This is a genomic window from Vibrio sp. Vb1554, from assembly GCF_033344235.1.
Genome location: NZ_JAWPOJ010000012.1, coordinates 1 through 19,773, shown reverse-complemented (window position 1 = coordinate 19,773; position 19,773 = coordinate 1). Strand labels below are relative to the sequence as shown.

General features: G+C 42.6%; 19 protein-coding genes and 1 riboswitch. Of the genes, 10 read left to right on the top strand and 9 right to left on the bottom strand.

Features of this window, described 5'->3' with window-relative positions:
* Positions 1–67 precede the first annotated feature (67 nt).
* The 5 genes from torD (at position 68) to R8N28_RS12000 (ending at position 4,414) form a co-directional block, all read left to right on the top strand.
* The gene (gene torD, locus R8N28_RS12020) at positions 68–715 is read left to right on the top strand and encodes a molecular chaperone TorD (protein ID WP_005378369.1); all 648 of its coding nucleotides are present in this window, start codon (positions 68–70) and stop codon (positions 713–715) included.
* Between the two features lie 468 nt (positions 716–1,183).
* Positions 1,184–2,188: an HTH-type transcriptional repressor PurR gene (purR, locus tag R8N28_RS12015; RefSeq protein ID WP_005378368.1), complete on the top strand. Its 1,005-nt coding sequence runs from the start codon at positions 1,184–1,186 to the stop codon at positions 2,186–2,188.
* Between the two features lie 287 nt (positions 2,189–2,475).
* A riboswitch (cyclic di-GMP riboswitch) is annotated at positions 2,476–2,565 on the top strand.
* A gap of 116 nt (positions 2,566–2,681) precedes the next feature.
* Entirely contained in the window at positions 2,682–3,272 is a 591-nt protein-coding gene (locus tag R8N28_RS12010) for a TfoX/Sxy family DNA transformation protein (RefSeq protein ID WP_005378367.1), read from the top strand.
* 114 nt (positions 3,273–3,386) lie between these two features.
* A complete protein-coding gene (locus R8N28_RS12005; RefSeq protein WP_005378366.1) occupies positions 3,387–4,073 on the top strand; it encodes a TVP38/TMEM64 family protein in 687 nt (228 codons plus the stop codon).
* Between the two features lie 20 nt (positions 4,074–4,093).
* Complete coding sequence (locus R8N28_RS12000) at positions 4,094–4,414, top strand: DUF2007 domain-containing protein (protein WP_017820033.1); 321 nt, start codon at positions 4,094–4,096, stop codon at positions 4,412–4,414.
* Between the two features lie 31 nt (positions 4,415–4,445).
* Here R8N28_RS12000 and R8N28_RS11995 read toward each other — a convergent pair whose 3' ends face one another.
* From R8N28_RS11995 to topA, 4 genes are all read right to left on the bottom strand, one after another.
* Positions 4,446–5,249, bottom strand: coding sequence for an alpha/beta fold hydrolase (locus R8N28_RS11995; RefSeq protein WP_005387891.1), 804 nt, complete (start codon positions 5,247–5,249; stop codon positions 4,446–4,448).
* 109 nt (positions 5,250–5,358) lie between these two features.
* Positions 5,359–6,816: a glycogen synthase GlgA gene (gene glgA / locus R8N28_RS11990; RefSeq protein WP_033905051.1), complete on the bottom strand. Its 1,458-nt coding sequence runs from the start codon at positions 6,814–6,816 to the stop codon at positions 5,359–5,361.
* Positions 6,806–8,023 (bottom strand): glucose-1-phosphate adenylyltransferase, encoded by a 1,218-nt coding sequence (gene glgC, locus R8N28_RS11985; RefSeq protein ID WP_005378352.1) that lies wholly within the window; start codon positions 8,021–8,023, stop codon positions 6,806–6,808. The genes glgA and glgC overlap by 11 nt, the downstream gene beginning before the upstream one ends.
* 595 nt (positions 8,024–8,618) lie before the next feature.
* Positions 8,619–11,249, bottom strand: a complete 2,631-nt coding sequence (gene topA / locus R8N28_RS11980) for a type I DNA topoisomerase (protein WP_005378351.1) — start codon at positions 11,247–11,249, stop codon at positions 8,619–8,621.
* A gap of 434 nt (positions 11,250–11,683) precedes the next feature.
* Between topA and R8N28_RS11975 the strand changes: the two genes are divergently transcribed.
* Positions 11,684–11,932: a YciN family protein gene (locus R8N28_RS11975; RefSeq protein ID WP_005387884.1), complete on the top strand. Its 249-nt coding sequence runs from the start codon at positions 11,684–11,686 to the stop codon at positions 11,930–11,932.
* Positions 11,933–11,995: 63 nt separating this feature from the next.
* Here R8N28_RS11975 and aroA read toward each other — a convergent pair whose 3' ends face one another.
* Both aroA and R8N28_RS11965 read right to left on the bottom strand, forming a co-directional pair.
* Positions 11,996–13,276 (bottom strand): 3-phosphoshikimate 1-carboxyvinyltransferase, encoded by a 1,281-nt coding sequence (gene aroA / locus R8N28_RS11970; RefSeq protein WP_017634728.1) that lies wholly within the window; start codon positions 13,274–13,276, stop codon positions 11,996–11,998.
* A gap of 290 nt (positions 13,277–13,566) precedes the next feature.
* Entirely contained in the window at positions 13,567–14,043 is a 477-nt protein-coding gene (locus tag R8N28_RS11965; RefSeq protein WP_005378348.1) for a glycine zipper 2TM domain-containing protein, read from the bottom strand.
* Between the two features lie 39 nt (positions 14,044–14,082).
* Between R8N28_RS11965 and aat the strand changes: the two genes are divergently transcribed.
* The 3 genes from aat (at position 14,083) to infA (ending at position 15,788) form a co-directional block, all read left to right on the top strand.
* Positions 14,083–14,790 carry a leucyl/phenylalanyl-tRNA--protein transferase gene (gene aat, locus R8N28_RS11960; RefSeq protein WP_065274302.1) on the top strand — a complete coding sequence of 236 codons (708 nt, stop codon included), beginning with the start codon at positions 14,083–14,085 and terminating at the stop codon, positions 14,788–14,790.
* A complete protein-coding gene (locus R8N28_RS11955; protein WP_005378346.1) occupies positions 14,787–15,488 on the top strand; it encodes an arginyltransferase in 702 nt (233 codons plus the stop codon). Before aat ends, R8N28_RS11955 begins: the two co-directional genes overlap by 4 nt.
* 81 nt (positions 15,489–15,569) lie before the next feature.
* Positions 15,570–15,788, top strand: coding sequence for a translation initiation factor IF-1 (gene infA / locus R8N28_RS11950; RefSeq protein WP_001040192.1), 219 nt, complete (start codon positions 15,570–15,572; stop codon positions 15,786–15,788).
* Between the two features lie 133 nt (positions 15,789–15,921).
* On the opposite strand, the gene clpA is transcribed toward infA, so the two are convergent.
* Positions 15,922–18,189 (bottom strand): ATP-dependent Clp protease ATP-binding subunit ClpA, encoded by a 2,268-nt coding sequence (gene clpA / locus R8N28_RS11945; protein ID WP_005387879.1) that lies wholly within the window; start codon positions 18,187–18,189, stop codon positions 15,922–15,924.
* A gap of 50 nt (positions 18,190–18,239) precedes the next feature.
* Positions 18,240–18,560 (bottom strand): ATP-dependent Clp protease adapter ClpS, encoded by a 321-nt coding sequence (gene clpS, locus R8N28_RS11940; protein ID WP_005378419.1) that lies wholly within the window; start codon positions 18,558–18,560, stop codon positions 18,240–18,242.
* Positions 18,561–19,264: 704 nt separating this feature from the next.
* Here clpS and cspD point away from each other — a divergent pair.
* The gene (gene cspD, locus R8N28_RS11935; RefSeq protein WP_005378407.1) at positions 19,265–19,483 is read left to right on the top strand and encodes a cold shock domain-containing protein CspD; all 219 of its coding nucleotides are present in this window, start codon (positions 19,265–19,267) and stop codon (positions 19,481–19,483) included.
* Positions 19,484–19,668: 185 nt separating this feature from the next.
* On the opposite strand, the gene R8N28_RS27465 is transcribed toward cspD, so the two are convergent.
* Positions 19,669–19,773, bottom strand: a 105-nt coding sequence (locus R8N28_RS27465; protein WP_412079915.1) for an NADP-dependent isocitrate dehydrogenase, incomplete at its 5' end; no start/stop codon positions are given.

Genomic DNA, 19,773 nt, shown 5'->3' with positions numbered 1-19,773 from the left:
TACACTTAGGGGATATCCCTAATTGACTTTGTGATGCATGACTTGAAGCATCATTCAGGAGCCCAAAATGCAAGAAGTGAAAGCTTTTAATGAAAAACGCGCTGAAATTTACTGGTGGTTTTCGAGCTTGTTCGCAAAAGAACTAACAGAGAAAGAATTGGAAGCCTATCACAGTGTTGAAATTCGCAGTTTTCTCGCAGGTTTAGGTGAAAATGAGTCGCTGAAACCAGCTGTTGATAGCCTAGTTGATGCATTGAATCGGTTACAAGATCGTGAAGATGCACAACTAGAGCTTGCAGCTGACTTTTGTGAACTGTTTTTGAAGACAGAAAAATACGGCGCTCTTCCTTACGCATCCATGTACATTGGTGAATCAGGTTTACTGAATGACAAGCCAGCTGAGGAAATGGAAAAGTTGATGGCTGAATTTGGCGTTCAAGTAGACGAAAACCTAAAGGAACCTGCGGATCACTTAGCCGTTGAGCTCGACTTTCTCGGGAACATGATTATCCGCTCAAACGAGCTTGAACAAGAAAAACACATGGAAGAAGCCTTCGTTAAACAAAACGACTTTATCCAGCAACAATTGATGTCTTGGTTACCTCAGTTTTCAGACAAATGTAAAAAATTCGACGAATTTGGATTTTACTCGAGTGTCGCGAAACTATTAGTTGCATTTTGTAAACTAGACAGCGCCTACCTTCTTGGTGAATAATTGCCGCCTATTTTTAGGGAGCCTGCCTATCGGGCTTCCTGTATGCCTGAAAGTGACCAATTGTAAGTAACTTGGGTATAATATTCGTTTGCCTTAACTTAGCGCAAAGACGCTTGGTTATTTAGCAGTCAAAATGTGACTTCAAATACACAAATCTCTTGCTGAAAACATTGCTAGTCAGTCCACATAGGGCTAAAATGTGAGCGCAAACGATTAAATATGATTTATATGTAAACCGCTGAAATATAGCGGTTTTTGTGTTTTCTTAACAGGTTGATGGCAATTTCTCATCAGATAGAAAAAAGATAAAATTCATCGACCGATGCTGCTACGCACCCTTTTGTCGCACTTGGATCAACCGCTGCCGAGACACTTAGCGCCAATTTTAGATTGCTAGGTGTGAAACCATTAGAGCATCAGGTACATCCAATACGACATATTTCAGTAGCTCGATACAGGACACCATTTATGGCCACGATAAAAGACGTTGCTCGCTTAGCCGGCGTTTCCACTACGACAGTTTCGCACGTTATCAATAAAACGCGTTTCGTTGCAGAAGCAACGCAAGAAAAAGTAATGAAAGCCGTTGACGAGCTGAATTACGCGCCAAGTGCCGTTGCACGCAGCCTAAAATGCAACTCAACTCGTACGATTGGCATGTTAGTAACTCAATCAACTAACCTATTTTTCTCAGAAGTGATTGATGGCGTTGAGAGCTACTGTTACCGCCAAGGCTATACTCTGATTTTATGTAACACAGGCGGGATTTACGAAAAACAACGCGATTACATTCGTATGCTGGCTGAAAAGCGCGTTGATGGCATCCTTGTGATGTGTTCTGACTTAACCGAAGAACTAAAAGAGATGCTTGACCGTCATGCGGACATTCCTAAAGTGGTCATGGATTGGGGCCCAGAGAGCTCACAAGCAGACAAGATCATGGATAACTCAGAAGAAGGTGGCTACATTGCAACCAAACATCTGATTGACAATGGTCATACGGATATCGCTTGTCTAAGCGGTCATTTTGAAAAGCTTGCTTGCCAAGAGCGCATTGCAGGTTTCCGTCGCGCAATGAGCGAAGCGAACCTAGCTGTAAATGAAGACTGGATCCTTGAAGGTAACTTTGAATGTGATACGGCCGTATTAGTTGCAGATAAAATTACCGCAATGGACAAGCGCCCGACGGCGGTATTCTGTTTTAACGACACAATGGCTCTAGGCCTAATGAGCCGCTTGCAACAAAACGGGATCAAAATTCCTGAAGATATTTCAGTGATCGGCTACGACAACATCGAGCTTGCGGAATACTTCTCTCCACCGCTAACGACTATCCACCAACCTAAGCGTCGTGTTGGTAAAAATGCATTCGAAATTCTACTTGAGCGTATCAAAGATAAAGAACACGAAAAACGAATTTTCGAAATGCAACCTGAGCTTGTAATTCGAAATACTGTGAAAAAAATGAACTAAATTTCACTGTATTTAACCGTGTTAAATAAGCGCTCTATAGGGGTGCTTATTTTTTTGGGAAAATTAAGCATTCTCTAATACTTCACACTGCTCTAATAACAATTGACTAACGTTAACTCCCTGTTTTATATAAATGTAATATATATTAAGAACTACTTTTCAAAGGCCAATTTACACCTTTCCATATGCAAAATAGAGCATTCAATCTATCATTTTTATTGAACCGAAATCACACTTTTAACGCTAAACCGTGATGTTAATTCAATATAAGAAGTATGCTCATTGTGTCACGCACAGGGCAAACCATTCGAAAGAGTGGGACGCAAAGCCTCCGGCCTGAACCATATTACGATATGGAAGGTAGCGGGGTTACCGATGGCAAGTGTGTAAGCAATGACTTTACTCTGTAATGACATTGTTTTTACGCATGTTTGCTACTCTCTCGGACCTGACTTTTGGTGGCGTAATATTAATTACACCGAGATAACAAAACATGGATAAACCGATACTCAAAGACTCTATGAAGCTATTTGAGGCACTTGGTAATATCAAGTCGCGCTCAATGTTTGGTGGCTTCGGACTATTCGCTGATGAAACAATGTTTGCACTAGTGGTAAACAATCAGCTTCATATCAGAGCAGACCAAAAAACTTCATCTGACTTCGAGAAACAAGGGCTAAAGCCTTACGTTTATAAAAAACGTGGCTTCCCAGTCGTTACAAAGTACTACGCTATTTCCAGCGATTTATGGGAATCAAGCGAACGCTTAATCGAAGTAGCGAATCAATCATTGAAAAAGGCAAAGCTTGAGAAAGAACAGCAAGCAAGTACAAAGCCTAACCGTTTGAAAGATTTGCCTAACTTACGACTGGCTACCGAGCGCATGCTAAAAAAAGCCGGCATCGAATCCGTAGAGAAGCTTGAAGAGGAAGGTGCGCTTAACGCCTATAAAGCGATAAGAGATACGCACTCTGCAACCGTCAACATTGAGTTGCTATGGGCACTAGAAGGTGCTATCAACGGCACTCATTGGAGTGTGGTACCTCAAGCTCGCCGAGATGAGTTGATGAACGGCCTCCAATAAAAGTCGGCCTAAAAACTATCTTGTAAAACCGCAGTCTAATCTGCGGTTTTTTTGTGAAATTTTTTCGGTTTTCCTACTGTCTTATTACATATATCCCAAATTGGAATCAAAATTATGAATAAGAAACTGATTTTAGGTCTCATCCTACTAGCGGCTATCGTCTTTTTAGGTATTAACTTTGGCCAGTATTTAACCTTAGAGAATGCAAAAGCCCAACAAGAAGCACTAACTACATACATCGATCAGAATTTTGTATTCTCGGCTGCGATTTACTTTTTTACCTACATTGCAATTACCGCTTTTTCTATCCCAGGAGCGGCAGTAGTCACCTTACTTGGTGCAGCCTTATTTGGTTTTTGGACAAGCTTGCTACTGGTTTCTTTCGCTAGCACTATGGGGGCAACACTGGCCTTCTTGAGCAGCCGATACTTATTGCGTGACTGGGTACAAAACAAATTCGGAAATAAACTCAACGCAATTAATCAAGGTGTCGAAAAAGACGGAGCTTTTTATCTATTTTCCTTGCGTCTAATCCCTGTATTCCCTTTCTTTCTAATCAACTTACTGATGGGCTTAACGCCGATGTCTGTAGGTAGATTTTATCTCACTAGCCAAATAGGTATGCTGCCAGGCACAGCCGTATATCTGAATGCAGGTACTCAATTAGCAACAATTGAAAGCCTATCGGGCATTGTTTCACCCGCAGTATTAGCGTCTTTTGCGCTATTGGGACTATTTCCAATCATCACTAAATGGGTTATGAATAAAGTAAGGCCGACACCAAGTCAGCAAAACTCGTAATTGGTGAAGTGGGTATTTTGATGAAAATATTTATCGCTAAAAACCCAGCAGAAGCACACATTGTATGTGAGCTGCTTAAAGTGGAACAAATTTACTGTGAAGTTCGTGGAGAAGGTATTTTCGGCTTAAAAGGAGAACTGCCGTTTGGTGATGATACCGATCCTTATGTGTGGCTTTTTGACACTGCACAAAAGATGAAAGCTGAAGAAATAGTAAAAGCATATCGAAAACAATCCGATAGGCATGAGTATCAAGATTGGCAATGCCCAAAATGTCATGAAATAAACGAAGGGCAATTTGGTGCATGTTGGCAATGTGGATATCAACTAGGAGAGCTATAGCGGCTCTCCTATTCAGTGGATGCACTCAGTTTTAAGCACATACAGCTTGCTGTTTAATAAACTCGATGGAGTGTTGATTGAAGTCTTCTGGACGCTCTACATTGCATACATGACCACAATTCGGGATTTCTCGTAGAATGCTGAGCTTATGTGCTGCAACCATTTCTTTGACAGGTTTAATAAACATGTAATCCCTGTCGCCCATTAAGTAAAGAGTCGGAATGGGTAACTCTCGATCTTTAAAATATTTCATTAACGGATTTACATCAGCGGCGAGAATAAACCAACGTTTAAATTCTTTTTGGCAAAGCTTCTTGGCTTCGCGAATAAAAAGGTGGCGAGATTCTCGTTGGCTTCTTTGAGGCATAACAATATAAGCGAACAGTTTGTAGAGCCACATGTACGGTAGGATATGCTTACAAAAATTACCTAATTTCACCAATATCTGAGAACGAGTGTTAAGCCTTGTGACAGCACCGCCGAGCACCATCGAACGTACGCGCTCTGATGACAATTCAGCAAGGTTTCGAACAATAATAGTACCAAGCGACATACCGACAAAATGAGCGGATTGGATCTTTAAATGGTCCAATACTTTCAAAATATCTTGGGTAACTTCCGTAAAGGTATAACGGCTAGCAATGAGCTCTTTAAGTAACTGATTTGACTTTCCATGACCTCTTAAATCGATCAGCAATAAGTTAAAGTGTTGCTTGTAAGCTTTAATTTGCTTGAACCAGATAGAAGAGCTACCACCAGCACCGTGCACAAATACAACCCACTCATGACTAGTAGGGTGCAAATAGGTTTTATGAAAAAGTAGCGGCTGGGTCATATTGAGTATCAAAAAGATCGTGCTATTGAGTAAAAAGCCATCCTACCACACTCCCCTTACTCAAGATAATAAAGGCACCTCATTCGGTGCCTTTCGTTACAATTTTAAGTCAAACTAACGCTGAGTGGTAAAGCTGCAAATAAGATTCTGCGGCCTTTTGCCAACAAAAGTCTTGTTGCATCGCGTGCAACTGTACTTTATTCACTTCAGGCTCGTTTTGAGCGTAGAGCAACAGTGCCCTTAGCATCGTTAACAACAATGCCTGCGGTGTCGGTTCGAAAAAAACAAACCCCGTTGCTTCAGATGGGTTTACATCATAATCGCTAACGCTGTCCTTTAAGCCACCAACACCGCGTACTATCGGTAATGTCCCATAAGCCATACTATAGATTTGGTTTAAGCCACATGGTTCAAACTCAGAAGGCATCAAGAAGAAATCAGAACCAGCTTCAACGATATGCGCAAGTTCATTGTCATACGCTTCTACAAAGGCAAATTTGCTAGAAAACTGCGCGGCAACCTCTCGTAGCTGAGCGGCAAGAATAGGGTCTCCGGTCCCAACGACAACTAGCTGAACATCGTGCTTCAAAAAATCGGCCAAAGCAGGCAACAAGTAATGAACGCCTTTCTGCTGGGTCAATCGACAAACCATACCGAACATAGCTACATTTTTTTCGGGCAAATTTAGTCGTTGTTGTAATGCTTTTTTACAAGCTTTCTTCCCTTGCGACATACTTTGCTGGTCGGCGCAGTAATTAACTGGCAAGTAAGTATCCGTTTCCGGGTTCCAAGCACTGTAATCACAACCGTTCAAAATACCAACTAAGTCCTGCGCGCGTTGCTGAAACTCCCAAGCCATTCCATGACTGCCAAGCTCTGTTTTGAGTTCCTCTGCGTACGTAGGGCTGACCGCGTTTATCTTATCTGCATTCATTACACCAGCTTTGAGCATCGTAATATGCGTTGCACTCACCGCAGCATCGGGAACGTTTCTACAATGAAACTCTGGCAAACACTGCACGTCTTCATAACTAAATACGCCTTTAAAGACCGCATTGTGAATTGAAATGACGCTTTTAGTATGAGCAAAAAACGGATCATTGCCATACCTGTGCTTGAGCAAAAATGGAACAAGACCTGTGTGCCAATCGTTCGCGTGTATGATATTAGGTTGAAAGGCGAGCTTGGGTAACATGTCGAGACATGCTGCACTAAAAAACGCAAAGCGCTCGCCGTTATCAGTATACGCTTGGTTGTTCTCCGCATACATTGATGGTCGATTGAAATACGGCGGACAATCAATCAGGTAAACAGGATTTTGACCTAACATGAGCCGCAAAACTCGGTACTCCGTATGCGGCCATGATGTTAATTCTGTTTCTAATACAACTTCTGCGTCTGCGAGTTTATCAATACTGCTGTACGCAGGGATGGTAATTCTTACGTCTTGCTGTAGGTTTTGAAGGGCTTCCGGTAGTGCCTTGGCAACATCTGCCAAGCCACCACTTTTAATGAGGCCTTCAACCTCAGAAGCTACAAACAGAATAGATAAGTTGTTAGTAGCCAACTCGAGCTCCTTTCGGAATAACAACAATGCCCTCCTCAGACACGTGGAAGTGTTTTTTATCTTCTTGAAGATTCACACCAATCTGAGTACCAGGAGCAATATCAGCATCCTTGTCGACAATCACACGACGTAAAACACAGCCTTCGCCAATTTTTACGTCACCAAGAAGTATACATTCGCTGATATCGCAAGCAGAAGCAATATTACTGCGAAAACCAAGCACCGACTTTTCGATTCTTGAGCCTCTAACATAGCTGCCATTACACACTAAACTATCGATTATCTGCACACGACCATTATCAGAGTCGGTAAATGTCGCAGGTGGCAATGGTGGGTAGTAAGTGTGCAATGGCCATTTACGGTTGTACAGCGAAAATGGTGCATCTTTTTCTAGCAGATCCATATGCGCTTGCCAGTACGCATCAATAGTTCCGACATCACGCCAGTACACCTCTTCTTTTTCGCCACTGATTTTGTTGGTACTGAAGTCATACACGAACACATCACCTCTAGGGAACATCTTTGGAATGATGTCCTTTCCAAAATCATGTGATGAAGCTTCATTATCCGCATCTTCGACCAACTCTGAGAACAGTACCTGAGCTTCAAAAACATAGTTACCCATTGAAACTAAAGCGTAATCAGGATCACCAGGAATCGACTTCGGATTTGCTGGTTTTTCTTCAAAGCCAATCATACGACCTTCGCTATCCACTTCGATAACCCCAAATTGCGACGCCTCTTTTAGTGGCATGCGCAATGCAGATACCGTCAGAGAAGCCTTCTTTTCTGAGTGGAAGTTCAGCATTTGTTTGATATCCATCTTATAGATATGGTCAGAGCCAAAAATACAAACTTGCTCTGGTTCCTCTAATTCCATAAAACGCAGGTTTTGATAGATCGCGTCCGCCGTCCCTTCGTACCAACGTTTACCAGTACGCATTTGAGCGGGAATAGGATCGATAAAGCGGTCTGTAATGCCGTTGATGTTCCACCCCTTTTTTAAGTGATGGAATAAAGATTGAGATTTAAATTGGGTTAGGACGTAAATGCGCATCAGATCCGCATTAACAAAATTGTTTAGAGCAAAATCGATCAATCGATAACTACCACCAAACGGTACCGAAGGTTTACTGCGAGATTCCGTTAAAGGTCTCAAACGAGAGCCTTCACCGCCAGCAAGAATCATTCCCAAAACACCAGCCATTTGTTGTTCTCCATATCGTTATAGCTTGGATTTGGTACTCGCTTGAATGAGTCATACTCGGGGAGTCAAGCGAATACATTTAGCAACCGTCTCTGAGTTTCTGTGAACTCTTACAACACGGATAAAAAAGCTACGGCACTTCCAGTATGCAACGTCCACTCTTTCCTTATTTTTTGACGCAAACAATGCACACAGTTGCACTAATTTTTGTAATAAATTATCTAAGCGGGTTCTAAATTACAATTTTTAATACGCCATTCTGTGTACCATACAGCTCTTGCGTACTCAAGACGATATCTAGATCACACATGGAAAAGCAAACGATTACATTATGAAAACAATTTACGAACGGATTCACTACACCGCCGATTTTTTAGCCCAATGTATAACAAATATGTGAATGCAAAATGAAAGTTACAACGAATATTTTTTACATAAAAAATACGTCAGCGACCAAGAAATATTGATGCTAGAATCTTCTCGCGTCAGCAAAACTCAGTCAAAGCAGCAAAGATCTATACGAACAACACAGTGGCCTTTACGCAAAAAAGGCAGCGATATCGCTGCCTTTTTACATTACTTAGTTCGTACGTTTTTATGCTTTCGCTTTTTTACGCTTATCAGTGACTTCCCACTTGCCGTCAACAAAGAGCGCTGTCCAACCAGATGGTTTGCCGTTCTCTTCCGAACGAACGTAGTTCTCTTTTGTTTTACGGCTAAAGCGTACAACAGCAGGACGACCATCAGGATCTTCTTGCGGCGCAGTTGCTAGGTATTTGAACTTCTCAGGTAAACGCTCTTCAAAACGCGCCAGTTCAGCAACCAAAGGAGCACGTGTCTCGCGCGATTTAGGGAAGTTGCTTGCCGCCATAAATAGCCCCGAAGCACCATCACGAAGCACAAAATACGCATCTGAGTTTTCACAAGGTAACTCAGGAAAATGAACAGGATCTTCTTTCGGTGGCGCGACTTCGCCATTCTTAAGAATCTTACGAGTGTTCTTACACGTTTCGCTCGTACAATCCATGTATTTACCAAAGCGACCGTTCTTAAGCACCATATCAGAGCCACATTTGTCACATTCAACAACTGGACCATCGTAGCCTTTTACTTTGAACTCGCCGTATTCAACAAGGTAGCCTTCACAGTTCGGGTTATTACCACAAACATGCATCTTACGCTTGTCATCAATCAGGTATGCGTCCATCGCTGTTTCACAGATCGGACAACGCTTTTTAGCACGAAGAGCTGCGGTTTCAACGTCTTCTTCTAGAACGTTAATAATACCTTCTTCGTCACCCAAGTTGATGGTTGTCTTACAACGCTCTTTTGGTGGTAACGCGTAACCTGAACAGCCTAAGAACACACCTGTCGAAGCAGTACGGATGCCCATTGGACGGCTACACGTCGGACACTCGATATCCGTCATGACGATGTGATTTAACTTCATACCGCCTTCTGACTCATCTAGCTCCGCTTTTTCAAGATCGCCAGTAAAATCAGCAAAGAAGTTGTCTAACACAGCTTTCCAGTTCACTTCACCTTCAGCGATTTGGTCCAATTTCTGTTCCATACGCGCAGTAAAGTCGTAGTTCATCAAATCGTTAAAGCTGTCATCAAGGCGGTCAGTAACAATTTCACCCATTTTTTCAGCGTAGAAACGGCGCTGATCAACTTTCACGTAGCCACGATCTTGAATCGTAGAAATGATCGATGCGTAAGTCGACGGACGACCAATGCCTCGTTTCTCCAGCTCTTTAACCAGTGCTGCTTCAGTGTAGCGCGCAGGTGGCTTTGTAAAGTGCTGTTTAGGGTCAAGTGACTCTAAGCTTAGCTTATCGCCAAGTTGTACCGCTGGAAGGATTGTATCCTCGTTTTTGCCCATTGGACGCTGTACACGAGTCCAGCCGTCAAATTTAAGGATACGACCTTTCGCTTTAAGCGTGTATTCTGCCGCTTTTACGCTGATGGTTGTTGAATCGTATTCTGCTGGCGTCATTTGACACGCTACAAACTGATTCCAAATCAAAGCGTAAAGTTTGTGCGCATCAGCATCGACACCTTGCAGGTCTTCCGCCTTAACACCCACATTTGAAGGACGGATCGCTTCGTGCGCTTCCTGTGCTCCTTCTTTGCTACCGTACGTCAATGGTTTCGCTGGTAGGTACTTATCACCAAACTCAGAACCAATAAAGTCACGTACAGCGTCCACAGCCTCGGCACTTAGGTTAGTCGAGTCAGTACGCATATAAGTGATGTAACCGGCCTCATAGAGGCGCTGAGCTAGCATCATGGTCTTTTTCACGCCGTAGCCCAGACGTGTACTTGCTGCCTGTTGAAGCGTAGAGGTGATGTAAGGTGCTGAGGGCTTGCTCTTTGTAGGGCGGTCTTCACGCTTACATACTTCGTAACTTGCATTCTCAAGTACAGACATCGCTGCTTTGGTTTCTGCCTCATTAACTGGCTTAAACGCAGAACCGTCTTTCTGAGCAACAAGCAGTTTAAAGTCCGCTTTGTCTTTCGTTTTCGTATTCGCATGAATGTCCCAGAACTCTTCTGGTACAAACGCGTTAATCTCACGCTCACGCTCAACTAACAGTTTCACCGCAACAGACTGCACTCGACCAGCAGATAAGCCACGAGCCACTTTTTTCCAAAGTAGAGGTGAAACCATAAAACCAACGACACGGTCCATGAAGCGACGTGCTTGTTGGGCATTTACACCATCCATGTTCAGCTCACCAGGTGTCTGGAAAGCTTGTTGGATCGCGTTTTTCGTAATTTCGTTAAAAACTACACGTTTGTATCGCTCTTCATCGCCACCGATGATCTCACGAAGGTGCCATGCGATTGCTTCCCCTTCGCGGTCCAAATCGGTTGCGAGATAAACGCAATCTGCGTCTTTGGCGAGTTTTTGTAGTTCGTTGACAACTTTTTCTTTGCCTGGAAGGATTTGGTAATTCGCTTCCCAGTCATGATATGGGTTAATCCCCATTTTTTTGATCAACGCTTTGCGGTCTTTCTCTTTTTTAACGCGCGCTTTCTCTTCCGGACTCATCCCTTTAGTTGAGATGGCTGCGGCTTTTTTCTCACCAGTGCTTTGACCGGCCGTAGGCAGATCACGCACATGACCAACACTAGACTTAACAATAAAGTCTTTACCAAGGTACTTATTTATCGTCTTTGCCTTGGCTGGTGACTCCACTATAACGAGTGATTTACCCATAACTGACTCTAACGTCCTTCATAATAATGCGGGTAGAAACCTTATTTAAAGGCCACCCGCATAATGTTCTATTTCATTGCTTCTTTTTTTACTATTGTGCGAGATGAAAAGAAGATCAACTGCTTTTTTGAAATTCAGATCCGATTGGTTGACAATTCATCGTCTTTATACTTCAAAGAGACAGGGTTCTGAAAGGTATTGAGCGGCATATCTAAACAGGCAAACTTAGCATCCGCTAATCCAATGCAATAAATTTTGTTACCCATCACAAAATAGTTTGGTTCAATGCTCTGCCATCTTCCTCCACATCATACTTATACTCTAAAAATTGATCTGTTTAGTCTTACTGAACGATTGACTGAATTAATCATGCAAACCCATTTTAGTTGTAGGTATACTCAGCGCTCTTAACTGAATAGAATGGTAGAAAGAATATGTCTGATAGAACGTTTATCGAAGAGTTCGACCTTCTTTTGATCGCTAACCAAATCATCCAAGAGCACGATGATTACATCGAGGGAATGCGAGCAACAAGCGTAGAAGAAAAAGAAGGTGTTTTAGTTTTTAAAGGTGAATACTTCCTTGATGACAAAGGTTTACCAACTTCAAATACGACTGCAGTATTCAATATGTTCAAATACTTAGCGCATCACCTTTCTAAGGAATTTACGCTGGTTAAATAGTATTGGGAAACAAAAAAGCCAGAGTGTTATTCACTCTGGCTTTCCGGTTTCAGGTCAGAATATTTAGCAGCTTAAAGCCTTAAGTTTGTCGAAGTAGTCAGGGAACGTTTTCGACGTACACTTTGGATCGTTAATCGTCACAGGCGTATCACTAAGTGCCACCAGCGAAAAACACATCGCCATTCGATGATCATCGTAAGTATCAATCGCAGCATGCTTTAACTGAGAGACAGGTTTGACGATGATGTAGTCTTCCCCTTCTTCCACTTCCGCACCAACTTTACGTAACTCAGTCGCCATAGCTGACAAACGGTCTGTTTCTTTTACACGCCAGTTATAAACGTTACGAATAGCGGTAGTGCCTTCGGCAAATAACGCTGTTGTCGCGATGGTCATTGCAGCATCAGGGATATGGTTGTAATCCATATCAATGCCTTTTAATTGACCAACACGTGAAATTACGTAGTCATCACCCCATTCAATTTCTGCACCCATTTTTTCAAGCGCATCAGCAAATTGAATATCACCTTGAATGCTGTTTTTACCGATACCCGTGACTTTAACTTCTCCGCCTTTGATGGCTGCCGCCGCCAAGAAGTAAGAAGCAGAAGACGCGTCACCTTCAACCAAGAAATCACCTGGAGCGATGTATTGCTGACCGGCTGGGATCACAAACTCTTGATAGTCGTTGTTGATCACATCGACTCCAAACTGCTTCATGATATGCAGGGTGATATCGATATAAGGCTTAGAAACCAAATCGCCTTCGATGTTGATGCGAATTTCACCTTCAGCCAATGGCGCAGACATTAAGAAAGCGGTCAAGAACTGACTTGAAATGGACCCATCGATAGAAACTGTACCTGCTTTTAGGCCAGTACCAATTATTTTGAGAGGCGGAAAGTTCTCGTTTTCCATGTACTCAACGTTCGCACCAGCATCTTTCAGTGCCGTGACAAGGTGACCAATTGGACGCTCTTTCATACGAGGTTCGCCCGTCAGTACATACTCCCCTTCTCCAAGACAAAGAGCCGCAGCTAATGGTCGCATCGCAGTGCCAGCATTGCCGAGAAATAACTCTACCGGCTCTGAGACAGAAAACGGACGCCCAAGGCCGTCAACGAGACATTCTGTTTTATCTTCGGAAAGTTGGTATTGAACGCCTAGTTTAGTCAGCGCATTCAGCATATGACGAATATCATCACTGTCGAGGAGATTAGTAAGGCGAGTTCTGCCTTTAGCAAGAGCAGCAAGTAAAAGAGCTCGATTAGAAACACTTTTAGAGCCAGGAAGGTTCACTTCCCCTTGAATTTTATTGATAGGTTGTAACGTTAGGCTTTCCATTAAAAGTTGATAATCCTTTGTGCCCTCAACATACGATTTTTTATGAGGGCTAAACAATTCTTCGTGAATTCAGACTACCCAAAAAAACACGACAAAACCAGAGTAAATCGGCGCTAATTTATGAATATCCTCAAGCAGCCTAAAGATACAGAATTAAAGGCATTGCCAGAGATGTAAATCAGAGCGAAAGAAGCACGGCGAAACAGCAAACTATTTCGACTTTATTTGACGATAAGCCAGCCCGACTGTACATGCCTGATTAGGCTTCGTTAGACTAAAACAACCTAGGGTTAATAAGTGATATCAACCCTGACTCCATCATCAAAATATAAAATACGAACTTCATCCCCTCGACTAAATAACATATTTTTATCAACATCTTGGATGACATTAATTAGCTTATCACCCTTCACTTTGATGAGTAGCTCAACTAACTTATATTCAACCGTGTATTGGTAATTACTTTGGTTTTGAGCAACTGCGGCACCTGCAAGCGCACCCACTGCCGTCGCGACTTCTCTTCCCGTACCGCCACCAAATTGATTACCGACTAAACCACCGATAGTGGCACCAAGTAGTGTCTTCCAACCGTTACTTTTCGATTGAACAACCTCTTGTTGAGTAATATAACGGACAGAGTCAATCTTCCCGTAAACTACTTCATTAACTGGCTTGGCAACATTTCTTTCATAGGCTGCGTTGGCGACAAGTGGTAAAAACAGTATGATCCCAAGCCATACTTTTACGATATTTCTTAACCAGGTCATCATAAACTCCTCTGACTCCAATGTTGGTAACGACTTCTTATGGCTATTTATTTAACTGAACTCGATGAAACGTTCAACTTTCCCTCACCCTATAAAGCACTCAGCGACCCCAATGGTTTGCTGGCTTTTGGTGGTGACTTAAACCCCATGAGAATCCTCAATGGTTACTATCAAGGCATTTTCCCTTGGTATGGTCCTGGTGAACCTATTTTATGGTGGAGCCCTTCTCCGCGCGCTGTGTTTGACCCATTGCAGTTTAAGCCATCTAAAAGTCTCAAAAAATTTCAGCGTAAACATAACTATAAAGTAACACTCAATTTCGCGACAGAAGAAGTGATTAGACTATGTTCTTCAACACGCCCTGCAGAGGAAACATGGCTCAACGAGGAAATGCAAACTTCCTACATTGAGTTAGCCAAACTTGGTCACTGTCACTCTGTAGAAGTATGGCATGACACCAACCTGATTGGCGGACTATATGGCATCTGCGTGGGCCAACTTTTTTGCGGAGAGTCGATGTTTAGTCTAAAAGATAACGCATCCAAAATTGCATTGTGGTACTTATGCAACCATTTGGCGTCAAAGCAAGGTCAATTAATAGATTGCCAAGTTATGAATTCTCACTTGGCATCACTTGGCGCATTTGAACTTGAGCGTGACGAATTTATGCAAAAACTACTATCTTTAAGAGAAAAGCAAACACTATTTGATGCCTATCAGCCCCAAGTTTTGCAGGATTCAGTATGAGTACGGATATACAACATATTCGAATAGGGTTGACGAATAATCACCCTTGTAGTTATTTGCCTGAACGGCAAGAGCGGGTTGCGGTGGCGCTTGATGAAAGGCTGCATACTGAAGAAAATTACCAGTTGCTCATGGCTAACGGTTTTCGTCGTAGCGGAGATACCATATATAAACCGCATTGCGAGCATTGCACCGCTTGCCAGCCAATTCGAGTCTCGATTCCAGACGTTAGACTATCAAAAAGTCAGAAGAGGCTGCTTAATAAAGCACAGTCTTTACGCTGGGAAATGAAACCTGAAATGGATGAGGAATGGTTTGAGCTTTACAGTCGGTACATCTGCAAACGGCATAAAAACGGCACTATGTACCCACCAAAGCGTGATGAGTTTGCTCGATTTGCTCAAACCAGCTGGCTGACAACGTCGTTTTTACACATTTACGATGAATCAGATCAATTGCTCGCCATTGCAGTGACAGATTTGATGCCACAATGCTCGAGTGCTTTTTATACTTTCTTTGACCCTGACTACGAGTTATCTCTTGGGACATTAGCGGTGCTTTATCAAATTAAATACTGCCAAGAAAACAAACAACAGTGGCTATATTTGGGATATCAGATTGATGAGTGCCCAGCAATGAGCTACAAAACACGCTTTCAACGCCACCAAAGGCTAGTAAATCAGCGTTGGCGAGGGTAGAATACGCCTCAACTTTACATAATTACTATTTAGCGGCAGAATATAGCCCGCTAATATTGCCTAATTTCTAAAGAGGATTAAATGGCTAAAGAAGACGTAATCGAGATGCAAGGCACAGTCCTTGACACTCTACCAAACACTATGTTCCGTGTTGAACTTGAAAACGGTCACGTTGTGACTGCTCACATCTCTGGCAAGATGCGTAAGAACTACATCCGTATCCTAACGGGTGACAAAGTAACTGTAGAGATGACTCCATACGACCTGTCAAAAGGCCGCATCGTCTTCCGCGCTCGTTAATCTCTGATTTTCGGATGCAATAAAAAACGGAGCAAGCTGCTCCGTTTTTTATTGCACAATTTTTTCCGATTTAGTTCAGATAACAAAGCGCACGATCTTCTCGTGCGCTTTTGCGTTTGTTACCGACTAACGATTAATGCATCGCTGTCTCTTTCTCACTTAAGTATTCAAACTCAAGCGTATCGTTGACCAGCGTTACTTTCACTGTACCGCCGTCAACTAAAGATCCAAACAACAGTTCGTTAGCCAAAGGCTTCTTAAGCTGTTCTTGGATAACACGCCCCATTGGGCGAGCCCCCATAGCTTTGTCATAACCTTTATGTGCTAACCAATGGCGAGCGTCTTGAGATACTTCCATTGAAACGCCTCTCGCATCAAGTTGCACTTGCAGTTCAACAATGAACTTATCAACCACTTGATGGATAACGCTTTCATCAAGGCTGTTAAACCAGATGATGTTATCAAGACGGTTACGGAACTCAGGAGTAAACACCTTCTTAATTTCCGCCATTGCATCGTGACTGTTGTCTTGTTGAATCAAACCAATTGATTTCTTCTCGGTTTCCGCCACACCTGCGTTAGTTGTCATAACAAGAATGACATTTCGGAAGTCTGCTTTGCGACCATTGTTGTCCGTTAGCGTACCGTTATCCATGACTTGCAACAACAGGTTAAAGATATCAGGGTGCGCTTTTTCAATCTCATCAAGTAATACGACTGAGTGTGGGTGCTTAATAACAGCATCGGTTAGCAAACCACCTTGGTCATAACCGACATAACCAGGAGGCGCACCAATTAAGCGACTTACGGAGTGACGCTCACCATACTCAGACATATCAAAACGAAGTAGCTCGATACCTAGAAGCTTAGATAACTGCACCGTCACCTCTGTTTTACCAACCCCTGTTGGGCCTGCAAACAAGAATGAACCAACAGGTTTGTTGTCTACACCTAAACCTGCACGTGTCAGCTTGATCGCCTCGGACAATGCATCAATCGCATTATCTTGACCAAATACCAACATCTTCATTTTGCTATCTAAGTTTTTCAAAATGTCTTTATCTGAAGAAGAAACCGACTTCTCTGGAATTCGCGCCATTTTGGCAACCATTGATTCGATATCAGCCACTCCGACCGTTTTTTTACGACGGCTTGCAGGAGCAAGACGACTACGCGCACCAGCTTCATCAATGACATCAATAGCCTTATCTGGTAGATGGCGTTCATTAATGTATTTAGCCGACAGTTCTACCGCGGCACGCAGTGCTTTATTGGTATAACGTACTTCATGGTGAGCTTCGTACTTCGGCTTCAAGCCCATCAAGATTTTAGTTGTATCATCCAATGAAGGCTCTACAACGTCTATCTTTTGGAAACGGCGAGACAACGCACGCTCTTTCTCGAAAATGTTGCTGTATTCTTGGTATGTCGTCGAACCAATACAACGCAACTTACCACTACTTAAAAGAGGCTTAATAAGATTTGCTGCATCGACTTGACCACCAGATGCCGCGCCTGCACCGATGATGGTATGTATTTCATCGATGAACAAAATGGCATCTTCTTCTTTTTCAAGTTGTTTCAAAATCGCCTTGAAGCGCTTTTCAAAATCACCGCGATATTTGGTACCAGCGAGCAAAGAGCCAATATCTAGTGAATAAATCACGCTGTTTTGAATGACCTCAGGGACCTGCCCTTCAACAATTCTCCATGCAAGACCTTCCGCAATGGCTGTTTTACCAACCCCTGCCTCACCCACTAGTAGGGGATTATTCTTGCGGCGTCGACAAAGTACCTGAATAGTGCGCTCTAACTCTTTATCACGTCCAATGAGTGGGTCGATGTTTCCATCTTTAGCGACTTGATTAAGATTCGTCGCAAAACTTTCTAAGCGTTCTTCAGAATTAGGCTCTTCAACACTTTCTGAGCTAAACGAGTCTGATGATGAATCCTCACCTGCACCTGATGCTTTAGTAATACCGTGGGAGATGAAGTTAACAATATCTAATCGGGAGATGTCATTTTTCTTCAGAAGGTAAGCGGCATGCGACTCTTGCTCACTGAAGATAGCAACAAGCACGTTGGCGCCTGTTACTTCATTACGACCAGACGACTGTACATGAAAGACGGCGCGTTGTAGTACACGTTGAAAACTCAAAGTCGGCTGCGTTTCACGCGTCTCATCACTATCTGGGATAAGAGGCGTAGTTTGATCGATGAAAATATCGAGTTCGTTGCGTAAAGCGTCAAGATCCGCCTTACAAGCTAGAAGGGCTTCCTTAGCTGCATCATTTTCCAACAATGCAAGTAGGAGGTGTTCGACAGTCATAAACTCGTGGCGTTTATCTCGCGCCCGAGCAAATGCACCGTTAAGGCTTGACTCTAGTTCTTTATTTAGCATAAGTACCTCCCGAAAAAACAACTGGGGTTGTTCGAGCAAGTCTTCTTTGTTTACGCTTGCTCCATAGTGCAAAGTAGCGGATGTTCATTTTCCCTTGCGTACATCGTAACTTGCGCTACTTTTGTTTCGGCAATTTCTGCGCTGTATGTGCCGCAAATTGCCTTTCCTTCATAGTGGACCTGAAGCATGATTTGAGTTGCTTTATCAATATCATGTGAGAAAAATCGCTCAAGCACCTCTATGACGAAATCCATAGGTGTATAGTCATCATTATTGAGTACGACATTGTACAGCTTAGGTGGCTGGACTTTCGTACTTTCTCGCTCCAGAAGATCAGAGTCCGGAGTGACCCATTCAAAATTTTTACTCATGGCAATCTAAAGATATCGTATCAAAGGGTTGATGTTTTCGACCTATAAAAACAATCTACCACAAGCGTGCAGCGCGGTGTAGTGAGTTATGGCACCGAATTCGATCTTTGATCGATAAAAGTTGCTACCTAATATAGAGACTAATGCACGTCTTGATACGGCGCAAATAAAAGATGCTTGTCGATAAGTTACACATTTTTTCTTATAAAAGAACTTTCTATTTATTGCTTTCGGACTATTGCAAACCACCCCATCATCTTCTATCTGGATCACACTTCCTCATTGAGAATACGGTAATTATCACGAAAACTTCATTTTTTATTCAGTCAGAGGATTCTTCTCCCATAAGCAACACGGACAGTATGGCTTTTTCAGTATGAGCCACTTCATAGGCAAATTGACTAAACTTCTGCGTATATACGAAAAACTGTTTGCAAATTTGTTAATCTCAAAAGTGATTTGTTTTCAATTATGTTTCTGTTTGTTGCTCACTGCTATTGACTGTCGAAATTCATTGACTACAGTGGAAAGTGTCGATGCATAAATCATCATTTTGAAACCTCTCTTCTTTAAGTGGTTTGATGAATGTGACTTATCATTGATTTGACGTTTGTTGGCATTCGCTGACAATGGTAGTACCAAGTTAAAGGTATAACTTGGTTGCAGTAACAACATCAGTAAAAAATGCATGAGGGATGTAAAGCATGGCTACAGGTACAGTAAAGTGGTTTAACAATGCCAAAGGATTTGGGTTTATTTGTTCAGATGAAGAAGAGGGAGATATCTTTGCCCACTACTCAACTATCCAGATGGACGGTTATCGTACACTGAAAGCAGGCCAACAAGTCTCTTACGAGATTGAAAAAGGTCCCAAAGGCTGTCACGCGAGTAGCGTCGTGCCTCTTGAAGGCCAAGCCAAATAATTAGAGCGCTGTCGAAATATAAAAATATTGCTCTCGAAACGCCACGTTGATGTTTTGAAGAGAAAAATAAACCCGCCAAGATAGCGGGTTTCTTACTATTTAGAGCACGTGTTACAAAAGGAACACTTACAACGCACTTACAGGATAGGAAACACGCCGAAAACGACGTGTTTTTTAACACTAACTTACTTGTTAATGATTGCGTTAAAGGTTTCGCTTGGACGCATCAATTTAGAAACCAATGCATCGTCTAGTAAGTAGTAACCTCCTAGCTCACCTTTCACGCCTTG